Annotated in this window: 13 protein-coding genes, 1 pseudogene and 1 riboswitch; of the genes and pseudogenes, 12 read left to right on the plus strand and 2 right to left on the minus strand. The window is 72.2% G+C overall.

The genetic code is table 11. The features are described 5' to 3' along the window. Window positions 1-150: 150 nt before the first annotated feature. The 11 genes and pseudogenes from ACFP3U_RS35565 (at window position 151) to ACFP3U_RS35615 (ending at window position 11,990) form a co-directional block, all read left to right on the plus strand. Window positions 151-771 (plus strand): CDP-alcohol phosphatidyltransferase family protein, encoded by a 621-nt coding sequence (locus ACFP3U_RS35565; RefSeq protein ID WP_380229907.1) that lies wholly within the window; start codon window positions 151-153, stop codon window positions 769-771. A gap of 124 nt (window positions 772-895) precedes the next feature. After that, window positions 896-3,391 (plus strand): sugar phosphate nucleotidyltransferase, encoded by a 2,496-nt coding sequence (locus ACFP3U_RS35570; RefSeq protein ID WP_380229908.1) that lies wholly within the window; start codon window positions 896-898, stop codon window positions 3,389-3,391. Window positions 3,392-3,523: 132 nt separating this feature from the next. Continuing rightward, a pseudogene (locus ACFP3U_RS35575) lies at window positions 3,524-4,438 on the plus strand (DUF881 domain-containing protein); the annotation flags it as partial. 245 nt (window positions 4,439-4,683) lie between these two features. Next, window positions 4,684-5,016 carry a small basic family protein gene (locus ACFP3U_RS35580; RefSeq protein WP_030062488.1) on the plus strand — a complete coding sequence of 111 codons (333 nt, stop codon included), beginning with the start codon at window positions 4,684-4,686 and terminating at the stop codon, window positions 5,014-5,016. Window positions 5,017-5,281: 265 nt separating this feature from the next. After that, window positions 5,282-6,223 carry a DUF881 domain-containing protein gene (locus ACFP3U_RS35585; protein WP_380229916.1) on the plus strand — a complete coding sequence of 314 codons (942 nt, stop codon included), beginning with the start codon at window positions 5,282-5,284 and terminating at the stop codon, window positions 6,221-6,223. Between the two features lie 451 nt (window positions 6,224-6,674). Continuing rightward, entirely contained in the window at window positions 6,675-7,217 is a 543-nt protein-coding gene (locus ACFP3U_RS35590) for an FHA domain-containing protein (protein ID WP_030303564.1), read from the plus strand. A gap of 179 nt (window positions 7,218-7,396) precedes the next feature. Beyond that, window positions 7,397-8,092 carry a transcriptional regulator FtsR gene (gene ftsR, locus ACFP3U_RS35595; protein ID WP_380229917.1) on the plus strand — a complete coding sequence of 232 codons (696 nt, stop codon included), beginning with the start codon at window positions 7,397-7,399 and terminating at the stop codon, window positions 8,090-8,092. A gap of 99 nt (window positions 8,093-8,191) precedes the next feature. After that, on the plus strand, window positions 8,192-8,668 hold the full coding sequence (locus ACFP3U_RS35600; RefSeq protein WP_380229909.1) for a bifunctional nuclease family protein: 477 nt from the start codon (window positions 8,192-8,194) through the stop codon (window positions 8,666-8,668). Between the two features lie 316 nt (window positions 8,669-8,984). Then, complete coding sequence (locus ACFP3U_RS35605; protein ID WP_380229910.1) at window positions 8,985-9,644, plus strand: MerR family transcriptional regulator; 660 nt, start codon at window positions 8,985-8,987, stop codon at window positions 9,642-9,644. A gap of 139 nt (window positions 9,645-9,783) precedes the next feature. Next, window positions 9,784-10,506, plus strand: a complete 723-nt coding sequence (locus tag ACFP3U_RS35610) for a SanA/YdcF family protein (RefSeq protein WP_380229911.1) — start codon at window positions 9,784-9,786, stop codon at window positions 10,504-10,506. Window positions 10,507-10,559: 53 nt separating this feature from the next. Further along, a complete protein-coding gene (locus tag ACFP3U_RS35615; RefSeq protein WP_380229912.1) occupies window positions 10,560-11,990 on the plus strand; it encodes a DNA polymerase IV in 1,431 nt (476 codons plus the stop codon). A gap of 159 nt (window positions 11,991-12,149) precedes the next feature. Here ACFP3U_RS35615 and ACFP3U_RS35620 read toward each other — a convergent pair whose 3' ends face one another. Both ACFP3U_RS35620 and ACFP3U_RS35625 read right to left on the minus strand, forming a co-directional pair. Beyond that, window positions 12,150-13,643: an MFS transporter gene (locus ACFP3U_RS35620; protein WP_380229913.1), complete on the minus strand. Its 1,494-nt coding sequence runs from the start codon at window positions 13,641-13,643 to the stop codon at window positions 12,150-12,152. Between the two features lie 147 nt (window positions 13,644-13,790). After that, entirely contained in the window at window positions 13,791-15,017 is a 1,227-nt protein-coding gene (locus tag ACFP3U_RS35625) for a PRC and DUF2382 domain-containing protein (protein ID WP_380229914.1), read from the minus strand. Between the two features lie 235 nt (window positions 15,018-15,252). Continuing rightward, window positions 15,253-15,356: riboswitch (glycine riboswitch) on the plus strand. 237 nt (window positions 15,357-15,593) lie between these two features. Between ACFP3U_RS35625 and gcvP the strand changes: the two genes are divergently transcribed. Continuing rightward, window positions 15,594-18,494 (plus strand): aminomethyl-transferring glycine dehydrogenase, encoded by a 2,901-nt coding sequence (gcvP, locus tag ACFP3U_RS35630; RefSeq protein ID WP_380229915.1) that lies wholly within the window; start codon window positions 15,594-15,596, stop codon window positions 18,492-18,494. The last annotated feature ends 137 nt before the right edge of the window (window positions 18,495-18,631 follow it).

An 18,631-nucleotide genomic window follows, 5' to 3' on the forward strand; every position in this document is an offset into this window, starting at 1 on the left:
GCGCCGATGGTACTGCAGGGGGGACCCTGTGGGAGAGTAGGACGCCGCCGAACAAATTTTCAGGAGAAGCCCCCGTCCGGGAATCGGTCGGGGGCTTCTCTGTTGTAAGGTCAACGTGCAGAGTTGCCATACGTGACAGGAGGCCCCCGGGTGGAGGTCCAGGAGACGCGGGTCCAGACCGATCGCGTCCTCACCATCCCCAACCTGCTGAGCATGGGCCGGCTGGTCGGTGTTCCGCTCTTCCTCTGGCTGATCCTCTGGCCGGTTTTCGACGGTCCGAACAACGACGGATGGGCGTTGCTGATCCTGATGCTCAGTGGCATCAGTGATTACCTGGACGGGAAGCTCGCGCGCAGGTGGGGTCAGATCAGCCGGGTGGGGCAGCTGCTCGATCCGCTGGCGGACCGGCTCTATGTGCTCTCCACCCTGGTCGGCCTGACGTGGCGTGAGATCCTGCCGTGGTGGTTGACGGCGATCCTGCTGGCACGCGAGGTGTTTATCGCGGCGCTTCTGCCGATTCTCAACCGGCACGGCTACGGGCCGTTGCAGGTAAGTTTCCTGGGGAAGGCCGCGACATTCAACCTGATGTACGCGTTCCCGCTCCTGCTGCTCGGCTCCGTGGACACCTGGATCGCCCGGCCGGCCGAGGTCGTCAGCTGGGCGTTCATCTGGTGGGGCACCACGCTGTACTGGTGGGCCGCCATTCTCTACGCGGTGCAGGCGCGACAGATCGTCCGCGGCGGCCCGGGCTCCTCGCCGTCCACGGTCTGAGACGTGATCTGAGAGAAGTCCCACGTCGACACGGTGCGTCGGACGATACCTTCCGGGTAGACAACCTCTGGAACGGTTTGATGGACCTGCACGGTCCACCACCGCGAAGGAGGACGCACCCGTAATGAAAGCCGTTGTTATGGCAGGGGGCGAAGGCACTCGACTTCGCCCGATGACCTCCAGCATGCCGAAGCCCCTGCTTCCGGTCGCCAATATGCCGATCATGGAGCACGTGCTTCGCCTGCTGAAGCGGCACGGTCTCTCGGACACCGTCGTGACCGTCCAGTTCCTGGCCTCGCTGGTGAAGAACTACTTCGGTGACGGCGAAGAGCTGGGCATGCACCTCACCTATGCGAACGAGGAGACTCCACTCGGCACCGCGGGGAGTGTCAAGAACGCCGAGGACGCCCTCAAGGACGACTCTTTTCTGGTGATCTCCGGCGACGCATTGACCGACTTCAACCTCACGGAATTGATCGAGTTTCACCGCAGCAAGAACGCACTGGTCACCGTCTGCCTCACCAGGGTGCCGAATCCCCTGGAGTTCGGAATCACGATCACCGACGATGAGGGCCGGGTCGAGCGCTTCCTGGAGAAGCCGACCTGGGGCCAGGTCTTCTCGGACACGGTGAACACCGGAATCTACGTCATGGAACCCGAGGTCTTCGACTACGTCGCGGCCGGCGAGTCGGTGGACTGGTCGAGCGACGTGTTCCCGCAGCTGCTCAAGGAGGGCAAGCGGGTCTACGGCTATGTGGCCGAGGGCTACTGGGAGGACGTGGGCACCCACGAGAGCTACGGCAAGGCCCAGGCGGACGTCCTGGAGGGCAAGGTCGAGGTCGGGCTCGACGGCTTCGAGATCTCGCCGGGCGTCTGGGTGGCCGAGGGCGCCGAGGTGGACCCGGAGGCGATCCTCCGCGGCCCGCTGTACATCGGCGACTACGCCAAGGTCGAGGCCGGCGTCGAGATCCGCGAGCACACCGTGCTCGGCAGCAACGTCGTGGTGAAGCGCGGCGCCTTCCTCCACCGGACGGTCGTCCACGACAACGTCTACATCGGGCCGCAGAGCAATCTGCGCGGCTGTGTGGTCGGCAAGAACACCGATGTGATGCGGGCCGCGCGGATCGAGGACGGCGCGGTGATCGGGGACGAGTGCCTGGTCGGCGAGGAGTCGATCATCGGGGCCAACGTCCGGGTCTACCCGTTCAAGACCATCGAGGCCGGCGCGGTGGTCAACACCTCGGTGATCTGGGAGTCCCGGGGCCAGGAGCACCTCTTCGGGGTGCGCGGCGTCTCGGGCATCCTCAACGTCGAGATCACCCCGGAGCTGGCCGTCCGGCTGGCTGGGGCGTACGCGACGACCCTGAAGAAGGGCGCCACCGTCACCATCGCGCGTGACCACTCGCGTGGTGCGCGCGCGCTCAAGCGGGCGATGATCTCCGCGCTGCAGACCAGTGCGATCGACGTCCGCGACCTGGAGAACGTGCCGATGCCGGTGGCCCGGCAGCACACCGCGCGGGGCAGCGCCGGCGGGATCTTCCTGCGGACCACCCCCGGGGTGCCGGACTCGCTGGACATCCTGTTCTTCGACGAGCGCGGCGCCGACCTGTCGCAGGCCGGGCAGCGCAAGCTCGACCGGGTCTACGCGCGCCAGGAGTACCGGCGCGCGTTCCCGGGCGAGATCGGTGACCTCACCTTCCCGTCGAGCGTCTTCGACTCCTACGCGGGCAACCTGCTGCGGGCCGTGGACACCACGGGTGTGCGCGAGGCGGGGCTGAAGGTGGTCGTGGACACCGCGCACGGCAGCGCGGGGCTCGTGCTGCCGAGCATCCTCGGCCGGCTCGGGGTGGAGGCGCTGACCGTCTCCAGCGGGCTGGACGAGGCACGGCCGACCGAGGACGCCGAGGAGCGGCGGGCCGGGCTGGCGCGGCTCGGCGAGCTGGTCGCGTCCTCCCGCGCGGCCTTCGGGGTGCGGTTCGACCCGGTGGGCGAGCGGGTGGCCTTCGTGGACGAGCTCGGCCGGGTGATCGACGACGACCGGGCGCTGCTGGTCCTGCTGGACCTGGTCGCGGCCGAGCGGCGGAGCGGTCAGGTCGCGCTGCCGGTCACCACGACCCGGATCGCCGAGCAGGTCGCGGCGTACCACGGCACGCAGGTCACCTGGACCACGACCACGCCGGACGACCTGGCCAAGGCGGCCTCCGCCGAGGGCACGGTGTTCGGTGGTGACGGCCGCGGCGGCTTCGTGGTGCCCGAGTTCAGCGGGGTGCTGGACGGGGCGGCGGCGTTCGTCCGGCTGGTCGGCCTGGTGGCCCGCACCCAGCTCACCCTGAGCCAGATCGACGCGCGGATCCCGCAGGCGCACATCCGCCGGCGGGACATCGCGACGCCGTGGGCGGCCAAGGGCATGGTGATGCGCTCGGTGGTCGAGGCGGCCGGCAGTCGGCAGCTGGACACCACGGACGGCGTGCGGGTCGTCGAGGCGGACGGGCGGTGGACGCTGGTGCTGCCGGACCCGGCCGAGGCGGTCACCCACCTGTGGGCCGAGGGGCCGGACGACGCGGCGACCGAGGCCCTGCTCGACGAGTGGGCGGCGGTGGTCGACAGCGCCGGGCGGTGAGCCCGCGGCGGGGCGGGGCGGCGTCGGCCGCCCCGCCCCGCTGTCCGTTTCGGGTGGTTGGTCGCACTCCACCCGGTTTGGTGTGTTTGCAGGTCAGGGGGCGTGCGCGGGACCCTCACGCGACGTGGGACGATGGTCCGCATGTCAGCGACGCCGGGGCAGGGTGCCAGCAGTGGACGGTACAACCGTCCGGATGCCTCGATGTCCCTGCTGACCAATGTGATGGACCACAGCCTCGACGAGGGGTACGCCGAGGCGGCGGCCGCGCGGGGCGGGGCCGGACCGTACCGGATACCCGGCACGGCGCGCGGCCTGCTGACCCTGGGGGCCGGGCTGGCGCTGGTCGGGGCGGTCGTCACGGTCGGGGCGGTGAACGCGCACAAGGCGGAGCCCACGCTGGCCAAGGAGCGCGACGCCCTGATCCACCGGATCAACGACGCCAACGGCTCGGCGGACCACCTCCAGAAGCAGGTCCAGGAGCTGCGGCGGAAGGTCGACAGCACCCAGCAGCAGGCGCTCGCCCCGGGCGAGGGGGACCCGGCGGCGCTGGCCGGCGCGGTTGGCCTCGGCGAGGTCACCGGTCCGGGCGTGAAGCTGGTGCTGGAGGATGCGGCCGGGACGGGCGCCGGCGGGAGCGTCGACCCGCGCGCCGGGCAGGGCTTCTCCAACAGCGGGCGGCTGCGCGACCGGGACCTCCAGCTGGTGGTGAACGGGCTCTGGGCCTCGGGGGCGGAGGCCGTCTCGATCAACGGGCAGCGGCTCACCGCGCTCTCGGCGATCCGCGCGGCCGGTGAGGCCGTACTGGTGGACAACCGGCCGCTGGTCCCGCCGTACACCGTGCAGGTGCTGGGGGACGGGCCGCGGTTGCTGGGCGCCTTCGAGAGCGCCATGGCCGGCCAGTACCTGCGGTTGCTGGAGGAGAAGTACGGCATCAAGTCGACCCTGTCGGCCCAGAAGAGCCTCACCCTCCCCGCGGCCGTCGGTGTGAGCCTGCGGACCGCCCAGCCGGCCGTTCCCGAGGCCTCGCCGACCGGCTCGCCGTCCGGGAGCCCGTCGCCCTCGTCGTCACCGTCTCCCTCAGCCTCAGCCTCAGCCTCAGCCTCGGCCTCCGGCACGGCGAGTCCGTCCGCCGGGGCCTCGCCGTCGGCGAAGACGAGCGGGCCGACCGGCAAGCGTTCGTCGAGCGCCCCCGCCAGAGCCTCGGCCCCGCCGCCATCCCAGACCTCCCAGACCTCTCACCCGCCCACCGCGACCACCGGGTCGTCCTCCGCAGCGACAGGAGCAGTTACACCGTGATTGCCGTACTGGGTCTCGTGATCGGCGTCGTCGTCGGACTCTTCGTCCAGCCCGAGGTGCCCGACGCCGTGGTGCCCTACCTGCCGATCGCGGTGGTGGCGGCGCTGGACGCGGTGTTCGGCGGCGTCCGGGCGATGCTGGACGGCATCTTCAACGACAAGGTCTTCATCGTCTCGTTCCTGTCGAACGTGGTGGTGGCGGCGCTGATCGTCTTCCTCGGCGACCAGCTGGGTGTCGGCTCGCAGCTGTCCACGGGTGTGGTCGTCGTCCTCGGCATCCGCATCTTCTCCAACGCCGCCGCGATCAGGCGCCATGTCTTCCGTGCCTGAGCCGGGCCGCGAGCGCGCGGCGGAGGAGAAAGTGGACGGATCGGCGGGAGAAGTTGTGCGGCAGGAGAAGCGAGGGGAAGGGTCCCCGGACAAGGCGGTGACCGCCCCGGTCGAGGACGCGGTGGCGGAGGCGGAGGCGGAGGAGGCCACGGCCGAGGAGCCCGAGGCCGAGCCCGTTGCCGAGCCGGTGACCGAGGAGCCGCTGAAGGAGCCGGTGCCCCTGGTGAAGCAGGTTCCCGCGCCCGTGATCGAGCGCGCCCCCGAGGTGACACCTGCGCCCGCGCGTGCGCCGGAAGCGGTGACGGGATCTCCCGTCACGGACCCGGGGGCGCCGGGAGCGCGGCGCGAGAAGGCTCCCGAGCCGGAGCCCGCGGAGGAGCCCGAGGACGAGGCGGAGCCCGAGGACGAGGCGGAGCCCGAGGACGAGGCGGAGGAGATCGAGCTCGCGCCGATGTCCGTGTCGGCGCAGGCGGCCGACCGCCACTCCGGGCGCCGGCGGCTGAAGGCGGCCCTCTGGCCGCCGCGGCTGTCGCGCGGTCAGCTGGTGGTGGCCGTGCTGCTGTTCTCGCTCGGTCTGGGGCTCGCGATCCAGGTGCGCTCGACCAACGACCACCACAGCCAGCTGCGCGGTGCGCGCCAGGAGGACCTGGTTCGCATCCTCGACGAACTGGACAGCCGTCAGCAGCGTCTCCAACAGGAGAAGGCGGAGTTGGAGCAGTCCCTGGCCAAGTTGGAGAACAGCTCCAACCAGGCCAAGGAAGCCCAGGAGCAGACCAGGAAGAAGGTGACGGAACTCGGCGTGCTCGCCGGGACCGTCAAGGCCACTGGTCCGGGGATCGTACTGACGGTCGATGATCCCCAAGGGCAGGTGAAGGCAGATATGCTGCTGGACACCCTGCAGGAACTCCGAGCGGCGGGGGCGGAGGCGATTCAGATCAACGATGTGCGCGTGGTGGTCAACACCTACTTCACGGACGTGTCCGGTGGCGGTGTGCAGATCGACGGCAAGAAGGTCTCGGCGCCCTACCGCTTCACCGTCGTGGGGAATCCTCAGGACCTCACACCCGCGCTGAACATCCCGGGAGGTGTCGTCCGTACGCTGGAGAGCCATCAGGCGCGCGCGACGATCTCCCCGCAGCAGAAGGTGCTCGTCGACGCACTCGTCGATCCGAAGACGCCGCAGTACGCCAAGCCGGCTCCGAAGTGATCATCACACCCGGAGTGCCACTCCCGCCGGCCCGATCCACGACCGGGCCCGCGGTCTGTCCGAGGTTCCCACCCTGCCCCACGGGCGGGTCTGTCACACGCAAGGGGATTCGCCCGTGAGTTTCTTCTCGAAGTTGTTCGGTCGTAACAAGGGCCGTGACGCGGCCGCCGCGGAGGCGCCGACCGCGCTGCACCGCCGGGACGACGAGGCCGCCGTGCCGGGGATGCGTTCCGCCCCCGAGGGCGCGGAGTACGCCGAGCGTCCGCTGTTCCGGGACGGCGCCGGAGCCCAGTACGCGGGGAATCAGGCGGGCTACGGCGCGTCGGTTGACCCTTCCGGCGCGCCGCGCATAGGTTTCCCGTCAGCACCCTCAACCTCTGGTGGAGGGTTTGCTCCGGACCCGTACGCCGGGCACAACCCGTCGGGTGTGCCGCGCCAGGAGGCTGTGAACATGGCTGGCCCCACTCCGTGCCCCAGGTGCGGCAACCAGAACCCGGCCTCGGCCCGGTTCTGTTCCAACTGCGGTACGGCGCTGCGCGGTGGGCTGCTGCCCGAGGGGTCGGCCGAGACCACCTCGACCATCTCGATCTCCGGCCTGGAGTCCTACGACCCCAACACCACGACCGGGACCGGTACGCCGGCGCTCTCGGCCGAGGTGCTGGCGGCGATCGACGCGCTGCCCCCGGGCTCGGCCCTGCTGATCGTCCAGCGCGGCCCGAACTCCGGCAGCCGCTTCCTGCTGGACTCCGACAAGACCACGGCCGGCCGCCACCCGCAGGGCGACATCTTCCTCGACGACGTCACGGTCTCCCGCAAGCACGTGGAGTTCCGCCGGACGCCGGGCGGCGGCTTCACCGTCGCCGACGTCGGCAGCCTGAACGGCACCTACGTCAACCGGGAGCGGATCGACGAGGTCGCCCTGAACAACGGCGACGAGGTGCAGATCGGGAAGTACCGGCTGGTCTTCTTCGCCAGCCACAACCGGGGGTACTGAAACCAACGTCGGCAGGAGCCCGAGTGAGTCCGAACACCCCTTCCTCTCCTCTCGGGGCGGCCACCCCCGCGTCGTCCGGTCCCAAGCCGGACCAGGGCGCGCGGGGCGTGGTCGCGGCGCCCAGGCAGCCGACCCGCCCGGACCGGCCCGCCGGCCGGCGGCGCGGCGGCGACGAGCTGCTGAGCATCGGCGCGGTGCTGGCCTTCCTGCGTGACGACTTCCCCGAGGTCACCATCTCCAAGATCCGCTTCCTGGAGGCGGAGGGGCTGGTCGAGCCGCAGCGCACACCCTCGGGGTACCGCAAGTTCAGCCCGGCCGACGTCGAGCGGCTGGCCTACGTGCTGCGGATGCAGCGCGACCACTACCTGCCGCTGCGGGTGATCCGCGAGCACCTCGACGCCATGGAGCGCGGCGAGACCCCGCCGGCGCTGCCCGCCGCCGCGGACACCCGGCCGGGGCCGCTGGAGGAGGCGGACCGCGAGCTGACCGCCTCGGCCGAGGCCTCCGCCGGGGTGCGGCTGGGCCGGGCCGAGCTGCTGGCGGCCGCCGAGGCGGGCGAGGCCGAGCTGGCCGAGTGGGAGTCCTACGGGCTGGTCGCCCCGGGGCCGGACGGCGGGTACGACGGCGAGGCGCTGCAGGTCGCCCGGCTGGTCGCGGAACTCGGCCGGTACGGGCTGGAACCGCGGCACCTGCGGGCCATGAAGGCGGCCGCGGACCGCGAGATCGCCCTGGTCGAACAGGTCGTGGCGCCGCTGCGGCGGCACCGGAACCCGCAGACCAGGGCGCACGCCGAGGCCACCGCCCGGGAGCTGGCGACACTCTCCGTGCGGCTGCACGCGGCCATGGTCCAGGCGGGTCTGCGGATCCGTTCGTAAGGCGCGCGCCGGGCCGCGCCCCGGCCGTGTCCACCGCCCCTGACCAGGGCCGTAGGCGCTGCGCTTTCATATCCGGGTCGGGAGCCATAGGGTTGCTGTGTGAATGAGCTCGACGTCGTGGGTGTCCGGGTGGAGATGCCTTCCAACCAGCCGATCGTGCTGCTCCGCGAGGTCGGGGGCGATCGGTACCTGCCGATCTGGATCGGCCCGGGGGAGGCGACCGCGATCGCCTTCGCCCAGCAGGGCATGACCCCGGTGCGCCCGCTGACGCACGACCTGTTCAAGGACGTCCTGGAGGCGCTCGGCCAGCAGCTCACCGAGGTCCGGATCACCGACCTGCGCGAGGGCGTCTTCTACGCCGAGCTGGTCTTCGCCGGCGGGGTGGAGGTCAGCGCCCGGCCGTCCGACGCGATAGCGCTGGCGCTGCGCACCGGGACGCCGATCTACGGGAGCGAGGAGGTGCTCGCCGAGGCGGGCATCGCGATCCCGGACGAGCAGGAGGACGAGGTCGAGAAGTTCCGCGAGTTCCTCGACCAGGTCTCGCCGGAGGACTTCGGCGGCAACGGCCCGCAGTAGCCGGAGCCGGGCGGTCGCCCGTGGCCCGCGGTGGTTCGCGGTGGTTCGCAGCCCGCGGTGCCGGCGGCCGTGGTGGTCCCCGGTGGTCCGCGTGGTGCCGACCGGGCACGCGCGGGCGTCGGCCGTTTTGCCAAAAAACGCGCATCTACCCACACTGGGGGCACGAAAAACCACCCTCCTGAGTGATGTGGTCCGTTCGGCCCGGCGTGGCGATCGTTGACGGGCCATAGGGGACTGCCTACCGTCAGGAGGGGCTGCCCGGGTGTCCGACGCCCGCGGTCTGGGTTGCCCGCAGCACGAGTGGACGGAGGTAGGCATGACCGGCACTGGCGACGAAGTGGCCACGGGAGGCCTGTGCGCCGTACACCTGCCGCGCACCGCCCGCACGGTGACCGAGCTGCCCCGGACGGAGCTGCCGCGTGTGGGCCGGTTCCCGGCGGTGCAGCCCGGCCAGCCGGCGATCGAGCGGCTCGCGCCGACCTCCGAGCTGATCGGCTACCGGGGCCCGACCGCCTGCGCGGCGGCCGGCATCACCTACCGCCAGCTGGACTACTGGGCCCGCACCGGCCTGCTGGAGCCCAGCGTGCGCTCGACCTACCCGGCGAGCAGCCAGCGGCTCTACAGCTTCCGCGACATCCTGCTGCTGAAGATCGTCAAGCGGCTGCTGGACGCCGGGGTCTCGCTGCAGAACATCCGGGTGGCGGTCGCTCATCTGCAGGCGGCCGAGGTCGCCGACCTGGCCGGGCTGACCCTGATGTGTGACGGCGCGACGGTGTACGAGTGCACGACGCCCCAGCAGGTGGTCGACCTGATGAAGGGCGGCCAGGGGGTGTTCGGCATCGCGGTCGGCGCGGTCTGGCAGGAGCTGGAGCGGACCCTGGTCCGGCTGCACGCCGAGCGGACCGACACCGGGGAGACGGTGGTCGGCCACGACCCGGGGGACGAACTGGCGCAGCGGCGCAACCGCGCGGTCTGACCGCCTCCCGCTCGCCGCGGGACTCGAAGCGACGCCGTGGGCCCGGACGGGGGAACCGTCCGGGCCCACGGCGTCGTCGTGCCCGGTGAGCCGAGATGAGGGAGGGCACGTGCGGTTCGGTTCCGGCATACCCGGTCTGGTGACGCGCAGGGCGGTAGGACTGGGCCAACGGCTGCGCCGGCGGTCGGCGCAGCGGCGGCTGTTCCAGCTGGCGACGGTCGGCTGCGCCCTGGCGCTCGCGCCGAGCGGCTGGCTCTTCGTCTCGGCCGGCGACCGGGTGGGCACGGTGGCGAGCGCGCCCGGGGCACCGGTGGCGGTGGTGTTCGGCGCCGGGCTGTTCGAGGGGAAGCCCTCGCCGTACCTGGCGCACCGCCTGGACGCGGCCGTGGAGCTGTACGAGCGTCAGAAGGTCCAGGCGATCCTGGTGACCGGCGACAACGGCCGGACGAGCTACGACGAGACCGACGCGATGCGCCGCTACCTGATCGAGCACGGGGTGCCGGAGGTGCGGGTGGTCGGCGACTACGCGGGCTTCGACACCTGGGACTCCTGCACCCGGGCGCACCGGATCTTCGGGGTGGACCGCGCGGTGCTGGTAAGTCAGGACTTCCACGTCCGGCGGGCGTTGGCGCTCTGCGAGGCGGCGGGCATCGAGTCGTACGCGGTGGGCGTGCCGGAGGTCCGGGACGCCACCTGGCTGTACGGCGGCCTCCGGGAGATCCCGGGGGCCGGGAAGGCCATGCTGAACGCCTGGCTGCGGCCGGATCCGCTGTTCCTCGGTCCGCGTGAGCCGGGCATACCGCGGGCGCTGGCGGACGCGGGTGCTGGCCGGGCCGACGACGGCGGTACGGCGGTGCGCTGACCCCGGCGGCCGGGTTCGGACGGGTTGTCGGACCCGTGCGGCATGATCGGCGGGTGCGGTCACTGCCGAGCATCATCCACCTCGACATGGACGCCTTCTTCGCGGCGGTGGAGCAGGCGGCCAAGCCGAGCCTGCGCGGCAAGCCGGTGATCGTCGGGGGGCTGGGCGGGCGCGGGGTGGTGTCGACGGCCTCCTACGAGGCGCGGACCTTCGGCGTGCACTCGGCGATGCCGATGGCGCAGGCGCGCCGGCTCTGCCCGAACGCGGCCTTCCTGACCGGTCGGTTCGAGGCGTACCGGCAGGTGAGCGAGGTGGTGATGGGGCTGCTGCGGGAGCTCTCGCCGCTGGTGCAGCCGCTGAGCCTGGACGAGGCCTTCGTCGATCTGGAGGCCGGTCCGTACGGCCCGGTGCTGGCCGAGGCGGAGCACGGTACGGGGGAGCGGCTGGTGCTTGCGCTGGCCGAGGACCTGCGCGCGGACATCCGGCAGCGCACCGGGCTGACCGCCTCGGTCGGGGCGGCCGGGTCGAAGCTGATGGCCAAGATCGCCTCCGAGCAGGCCAAGCCGGACGGGCTGGTGCTGGTCGAGCCGGGCCAGGAGCGCGCGGTGCTGGGGCCGATGCCGGTGCGGGCGCTGCCCGGGATCGGTCCGGCCACCGAGCAGGTGCTGCGCCGCGCCGGGCTGAACACGGTGGCCGAGCTCGCCGAGGCGGGCGAGGCGGAACTGGTGCAGCTGCTGGGGAAGGCGCACGGAGTCGGCGTCCACGCCATGTCCATAGGACTGGACGACCGGCCGGTGGTCGCGGACCAGGACGCCAAGTCCGTCTCGGTGGAGGACACCTTCGAGGTGGACCTGGCCGACCGGGACCGGGTGCTGCGCGAGGTGGAGGCGCTGGCGCTGCGCTGTGTGCGGCGGTTGCGCGGAGCCGGGCGCTCGGGGCGGACGGTGGTGCTGAAGGTCCGGCGGTTCGACTTCTCGACGCTGACCCGTTCGGAGACGCTGCGCGGGCCGACGGACGACGAGACGGTGGTGGTCGAGACGGCGCGCCGGCTGGCCTCGCAGGTGGACATCACCGGCGGGGTGCGGCTGCTGGGCGTCGGGGTGGCGCAGCTGGCCGACTACACCCAGGAGGACCTGTTCGCCCAGGCCGTCCGGGAGGAGGCGGCCGCCGCGGCCGAGGCCGGGGCGGAGGAGGAGCCGCAGGCGGTGGAGGAGGAAGCGGTGCCGGTGCGCCGCTGGCTGCCGGGGCAGGACGTGCGACACGCGGAGCACGGGCCGGGGTGGGTGCAGGGCAGCGGGGTGGGCCGGGTGACGGTCCGCTTCGAGACGCCGTGGAGCAAGCCGGGCCGGGTACGGACCTTCCGGATCGACGATCCGGCGCTGGAGCCGGCCCGGCCGCTGCCGCTGCGCCCGGGGTGGCCCGGGAGCGAGGACGGGGACGAGGACGGCGGGGATGGTAGCGGGGACGGTGGGGAGGAGGGCTGAGCGGCGGAGCCGGTCCGGAAACGCGAAGCGGCCCCACCCGGCAGGGGGGCCGGGTGGGGCCGCTTCGCGTTTCCGGGCCTCGGACGGTCGCGATGCCCTCGGCGACCGTCCGGGTCCGGTCCCCGCGCCCTGTCCCTGGGCGCGGGGCGGGACGCCTCGTCAGGCGTCGGTCTTCACCGGCTGCTGGCCGGAGGTCAGGTCCGCCACCTGGTTGCCGCCGGCGGCCACCGTGGTGGTCGGCTTGACGGAGCGGATCAGGAACGGGACGGCGCCGGCCACGACGCAGACCACGGCGGCGGTCCAGAACGCGTGCTTGTAGGCGTCCAGGGTGGGCAGCGAGATCGGGATCGGCAGCTTCAGGGTGTCGCCGGTGAGGATGGCGGCCATGACGGCGGTGCCGATCGCGCCGCCGACGGTGCGCAGCACGGCGTTCATGCCGTTGGCGATGCCGCTCTGCTCGACCGGGACGGCGCCGTTGATGTAGGCGGGCATCGCCGAGAAGGCGAGGCCGATGCCGAGGCCGAAGATCGCCGAGGAGAGGTAGATGTCGCCCTCGTGGCTGTGCCGCAGGGCCAGGTAGGCCATCGAGACGGCGCCGAGGACGCCACCGAGGACCAGCGGCAGACGCGGGCCGCGGCGGGCGATCAGCATGGCGCCGACCGGGGCGGCGATCATCGAGCCGAGGGCCGACGGCAGCAGCATCACACCGGCGTGCAGCACGGTGGCGGTGAAGCCGTAGTGGGTGAACTTCTCCGGGGTCTGGGCGAAGTTGCTGATCACCATGAACGAGCCGTACATGCCGAAGCCGATGAGCAGGCCGGCCAGGTTGGTGAAGGCGACGGCCGGGCGGGACATCATCTTCATGTCGACCAGTGGGTGGGCGACCTTGACCTCGATGACGCCCCAGACGAGGGCGATCACGGCGGCGACGGCGAACAGGCCGAGCGTCTTGGTGGAGGTCCAGCCCCAGGTGTTGCCCTGGCTGACCGCGACCAGCAGGGCGGAGAGCCAGCCGGCCAGGGTGATGGCGCCGAGCGGGTCGGCGCCGCCCTCCTTGTCGGTGACCGGGTCGGTGGGCACCCGGAGGGCGACCAGGGCGACCGCGATGAGACCGAAGAACAGGCCCATCCAGAAGATCGACTTGTAGCTCCAGTGCTCCAGCAGCAGGCCGGTGGCGACCAGGCCTAGGCCGGAACCGACACCCATCGAGGCGCTGATGGCGGCGACGCCGCCGGTCACCTTCTGCTTGGGCAGCTCGTCGCGGACGATGCTGATCGCCAGCGGGAGCACGCCACCGCCGGCGCCCTGGAGGACTCGGGCGACGACCAGCCAGGTGAAGGAGTGGGTGGAGACCGCGAGCGCGGAGCCCGCGACCAGGCCGCCGAGCGAGATCAGCAGCATCGGCTTGCGGCCGCGCAGGTCGCCGAAGCGGCCGAGCAGCGGGGTCAGCACGGCGGCGGACAGCAGGTTGGCCGTCATCAGCCAGGTGATGCTGGAGCCGGAGACGCTCAGCTCCTTCGCGAGCGAGGGCAGGATCGGGACGACCGCGGTCTGCACCACGCTGAACGACAGCATCGCCAGGATGAGGGCCGGCAGGACCCGTGCGCTGCTCGGCTTCTGGGTCGCGGTGGTGGGCTGTGGTGCCTCACTCACGGTTGTTTCCTCCCGTACATAGTGAATGAACTCAACTAACCATGCAGGGAGATACTTCAGTGTGTCAAATATTCATTGGTTAAGCCTTGGTAAAAAGGAAGGACCCCGGCCGTGAGCGGCCGAGGTCCTCCGGGAGACCCGACCGGGTCAGCCGAGCGGCCGCAGCGGGGCCGGGCGGGCCTGGTCCTCCGCGGCGGGCGGGTGCGCGGCCTGGCGGGCCGGACCGTGGGCGGCGGCCGGGGCCGGGGTCGACGCCGCCGCGGTGTTGTCGTGGACCTCGACGTGCTCGCGACGCAGCTCGTCCCGGACCACCTCCTCGGCGGTGTACCGCTCGACGACCAGCCGGACCCGCTCGATCGGCGCCAGGTACTTGCGGACCACCGGGCGCTCCTCGCGCAGGGTGACCTCCTCCACCGCCTCGGCGATCTCCTTGTCGCTGAGCGAGGCCCGCTCCGCGTCGCCGACCGGGATCCGCTCGACCCGGACCCGCTCGCGGACCACCGGCACCCGCCGCTCCACCGGCTCGCTGGTGACGTACTTGCGCAGCTTGGCGGTGCCCAGCACGTGCCATTCGGTGGTGATGTCCAGGCGCTCCTCGCGGCAGGTGATCTCCACCGGAGCGCTGGGGGCGGACGCGGCGGCGCCGGGCTCCGGGTGCGCGGTGCCCGAGGCGGGAGCGGCCGTCGAGGTGCCGGGCGCGGACGCCGGCGCCGGAGGGTGCGGCCGCGGCTCGGCGGACGGCTGCGGTGCGGTGGGCGTCGCGGTGGTGGGCAGGGGAGTGGCGAGGGTCCGCACGGGGGCCTCCGGGGCAGGGTCGGACGGCTTGCCGGGGTCGGCGGCCGGGCTGGGGACGGTAGTGGGGGACTGGTGGAGGCCGAGCGGCTTGGCCGGGTGCGCGGTGCCGGTGCCGTTGGCGGCGCCATTGGCGGTGCCGTGCGCGGCGGCCGCGCCCACCGCGGCCGTGCCGGCCACCGCCGTGGTGTCGTGGTCGGCGGTGGTGCCGAAGTCGAGGTCGGCCGGCTCCGAACCGGAGCCGTCACCCGCCGACGGCCGGCCGTCCACCGGGGTGTCCAGCCCGTAGTAGCGGTAGAGCTGGAGCTCCTGGGCGGGTGACAGGTGCTGGCCCACGCCGAAGTCCGGTGAGTCCTTCACCAGGGACTTGTCGTACGGCACCCGCAGCTCGTCGCCGGAGAACTCGCTCGTGGTCAGGGGGACGAAGGCGTCCCGGCCGAAGATGCCGGTCCGCACGGCCGCCCATTCGGGCCGGCCGGTGGCGTCGTCGAGATACACCTCGTCGATGGTGCCGATCTTGTCCCCGTTGCGGTCGACCGCCTTGTGGCCGATGAGGTCCCGGGGGTCGATGTCGGTCTGCACTCTTTCCTCCAGTGCGGTGATCCTGCGGAACGCCCGCAGAACGGCGGCCGGCCCGCCCGTCCCGTCCGCCACTTCACACCAAAAGGCATGAACCGGACGGGCGCGACCGGGACGGGGCCGGACGGGTCCGGCGCTGCGCCGTCCGGGTCGACCCGGACGACCGGGGCGGCGCCGCGAAGTGACCGGACACACCCGTGATCGCCGGGGCTCCCGCTGGTACCCTGGGCGCGACCGCCGAGCCCGCGCGGGAGAGTCCCCGGCAGTGGAAACGGCTGGTCGGGGCGCCGAAGGAGCAACTCCTCCCCGGAATCTCTCAGGCATCCGTACCGTGCGGGATAGGTCACTCTGGAAAGCAGGGCAGGACCGCCGGCGAGGGAGCCGACGGCCACCACCCTCACCGACGGTGCAAGCCGGCGGGGCGTCCCACGGCGCCCCGTGCGGGCGAAGCTCTCAGGTCCCGATGACAGAGGGGGAGGCCTGTCGGGTTCGTCCGACCGGGTCCTCCGCTGTCCGCAGCGGCGAGGGCGCCCGGCGTGCGCACCCCCGCCGGTCCGTGACCAGGAGGCCTCGACCACCATGAACGCCCAGCCGAACTCGGGACGCCCCACCACCCCCGCGACCCTCACCGAGCTCGAACAGGTCAGCCCCTTCGAGAACCGCCACATCGGCCCCGACGCCGCCGCGCAGGAGAAGATGCTGGCGCACGTCGGCTACGGCTCGCTGGACGAGCTGGCCGTCGCGGCCGTCCCCGAGGCGATCCGCTCGATCACCGCGCTGGACCTGCCCGCCGGCCGCTCGGAGGCGCAGGTCCTGGCCGAGCTGCGCGAGCTGGCCGACCGCAACTCCGTCCTCCGGTCGATGATCGGCCTGGGCTACTACGGCACCTTCACCCCGCCGGTGATCCTGCGCAACGTCATGGAGAACCCGGCCTGGTACACCGCGTACACCCCGTACCAGCCGGAGATCTCGCAGGGCCGCCTGGAGGCGCTGCTCAACTTCCAGACCCTGGTCTCCGACCTGACCGGCCTGCCCACCTCCGGCTCCTCCCTGCTGGACGAGGGCACCGCGGCCGCCGAGGCGATGGCCCTGGCCCGCCGCGTCACCAAGGTCAAGGGCGGTGTCTTCCTGGTCGACGCCGAGACCCTGCCGCAGACCGTCGCGGTGATCAACACCCGCGCCGTGCCGACCGGTGTCGAGGTCGTCGTCGCCGACCTGTCCGCGGGCATCCCGGCCGAGATCGCCGAGCGCGGCGTCTTCGGCGTGCTGCTCCAGTACCCCGGCGCCACCGGTGTGGTCCGCGACCTCGCCCCGGTGATCGAGCAGGCCCACGGCCTGGGCGCGATCGTCGCCGTCGCCGCCGACCTGCTCGCGCTCACCCTGCTGAAGTCCCCGGGCTCGCTCGGCGCCGACATCGCCTGCGGCACCTCGCAGCGCTTCGGCGTGCCGATGGGCTTCGGCGGCCCGCACGCCGGCTACCTCGCGGTGCGCGCCGAGTACGCCCGCTCGCTGCCCGGCCGCCTGGTCGGCGTCTCCGTCGACGCCGACGGCAACCGCGCCTACCGCCTGGCCCTGCAGACCCGCGAGCAGCACATCCGCCGCGAGAAGGCCACCAGCAACATCTGCACCGCCCAGGTGCTGCTCGCCGTGATGGCCTCGATGTACGCCGTCTACCACGGCCCGGACGGCCTGGCCGACATCGCCCGCCGCACCCACCGCTACGCCGCCGCGCTGGCCGCGGGCCTGCGGGCCGGCGGCGTCGAGCTGCTGCACGGCGAGTTCTTCGACACCGTCACCGCGGTCGTCCCGGGCCGCGCCGCCGAGATCGCCGCCGCCGCCCGCGCCAACGGCATCAACGTCTTCCAGGACGGCGAGGACCGGATCTCGGTCTCCACCGACGAGACCACCACCCGCGAGGACCTGGCCGGCGTCTGGGCCGCGTTCGGCGTCGAGGCCGGCGAGGTGGCCGAGACCGCCGACACGCTGCCCGCCGCGCTGCTGCGCGAGGACGAGTACCTGACCCACCCGGTCTTCCACAGCCACCGCTCGGAGACCGCCATGCTGCGCTACCTGCGCCGCCTGTCGGACCGGGACTACGCGCTGGACCGCGGCATGATCCCGCTGGGCTCCTGCACCATGAAGCTCAACGCGACCACCGAGATGGAGTCGGTGACCTGGCCGGAGTTCGGCCAGCTGCACCCCTTCGCGCCGGTCGACCAGGCCGCGGGCTTCCTCACCCTGATCCGCGGGCTGGAGCAGCAGCTGGTCGAGGTGACCGGCTACGACGCCGTCTCCCTCCAGCCGAACGCCGGCTCCCAGGGCGAGCTGGCCGGTCTGCTGGCCGTCCGCGCCTACCACCACGCCAACGGCGACACCCAGCGTGACGTCTGCCTCATCCCGTCCTCCGCGCACGGCACCAACGCCGCCTCCGCGGTCATGGCCGGCATGCGCGTGGTCGTGGTCAAGACCCTGGTCGACGGTGACGTCGACGTCGAGGACCTCAAGGCCAAGATCGAGCAGCACCGCGACAGCCTCTCCGTGCTGATGGTCACCTACCCGTCCACCCACGGCGTGTACGAGACCCAGATCACCGAGATCTGCGGCCTGGTGCACGAGGCCGGCGGCCAGGTCTACGTCGACGGCGCCAACCTGAACGCCCTGGTCGGCCTCGCCAAGCCGGGCAAGTTCGGCGCGGACGTCTCGCACCTGAACCTGCACAAGACCTTCTGCATCCCGCACGGCGGCGGCGGCCCGGGCGTCGGCCCGGTCGCGGTGCGCGAGCACCTCGCGCCGTACCTGCCCAACCACCCGCTGCAGGCGGAGGCCGGCCCGGCCACCGGTGTCGGCCCGATCTCGGCCGCCCCGTGGGGCTCGGCGGGCATCCTGCCGATCTCCTGGTCGTACGTCCGGCTGATGGGCGGCGAGGGCCTCAAGCGCGCCACCCAGGTCGCGGTGCTGAACGCCAACTACATCGCCAAGCGGCTGGCCCCGCACTTCCCGGTGCTCTACACCGGCCCCGGCGACCTGGTGGCGCACGAGTGCATCATCGACCTGCGCCCGCTCAGCAAGGAGACCGGCGTGACGGTGGACGACATCGCCAAGCGCCTGATCGACTACGGCTTCCACGCGCCGACCATGTCGTTCCCGGTCGCCGGCACCCTGATGATCGAGCCGACCGAGTCCGAGGACCTGTACGAGATCGACCGGTTCTGCGACGCGATGATCGAGATCCGGGCCGAGATCGAGAAGGTCGGCTCGGGCGAGTGGGCCGCCGACGACAACCCGCTGCGCAACGCCCCGCACACCGCCGCCACGCTGGCCGGCGACTGGGCGCACGGCTACTCGCGGCAGGAGGCGGTCTTCCCGGCCGGCGTGAACCCGGCGGACAAGTACTGGCCGCCGGTCAGCCGGATCGACGGCGCGTACGGCGACCGCAACCTGGTCTGCTCCTGCCCGCCGCTGGACGAGTACGGCGTCTGAGACCCGTACGCCGTCCGGAGCGGACGGCACACGGCAGGCCGTCCGCTCCGGACGGCACACGACAGGGCCCCGGCGGTGCTCCGACGCTGTTGGTGAATTCGGGATCCTGATCATTTCGCCCCGTCGAGCTGTTGCTC

It is taken from the genome of Kitasatospora misakiensis, from assembly GCF_042656005.1.
GTDB lineage: Bacteria > Actinomycetota > Actinomycetes > Streptomycetales > Streptomycetaceae > Kitasatospora > Kitasatospora misakiensis.

Bases quoted from the DNA above. Each gene is read 5' to 3' on its own strand.
- ACFP3U_RS35570 (WP_380229908.1), top strand. From the start codon at position 896: ATGAAAGCCGTTGTTATGGCAGGGGGCGAAGGCACTCGACTTCGCCCG.
- ACFP3U_RS35590 (WP_030303564.1), top strand. From the start codon at position 6,675: ATGGCTGGCCCCACTCCGTGCCCCAGGTGCGGCAACCAGAACCCGGCC.
- ACFP3U_RS35605 (WP_380229910.1), top strand. From the start codon at position 8,985: ATGACCGGCACTGGCGACGAAGTGGCCACGGGAGGCCTGTGCGCCGTA.
- gcvP (WP_380229915.1), top strand. From the start codon at position 15,594: ATGAACGCCCAGCCGAACTCGGGACGCCCCACCACCCCCGCGACCCTC.